A 291-nucleotide genomic window follows, 5' to 3' on the forward strand; every position below is an offset into this window, starting at 1 on the left:
TTGTTGGTGACGTTTGAGATCATCGTAGGGGAGACGTCAATGCCATAGAGCCGGCTGAGATGATCCTGGATGTCACGTGTGCTCACGCCCTTGGCATACATCGCGATAATCTGGTCTTCAATGCCGGTTACATTCGATTGATGCTTCTTAACGATCATCGGTTCAAACTCGCCGTTACGGTCGCGTGGGACCTGGATCTCCATCTCACCGTATTCGCTCGTCACCGTTTTCTTTGTCTTCCCATTGCGGCTGTTAGAGGTTGCCTTGCTTTTCAAATCGTGCTTTTCGTAT

Annotated in this window: 1 protein-coding gene; it reads right to left on the reverse strand. The window is 49.8% G+C overall.

Annotated elements, in window-relative coordinates; translation table 11 throughout:
• Positions 1-291 (reverse strand): transposase (locus ACSEXW_RS28430; RefSeq protein ID WP_438449527.1); only part of this gene is annotated, 291 nt, incomplete at both ends.

The sequence above is a fragment of the Oryzibacillus soli genome (assembly GCF_051594765.1).
Classification (GTDB): domain Bacteria; phylum Bacillota; class Bacilli; order Paenibacillales; family NBRC-103111; genus Paenibacillus_AR.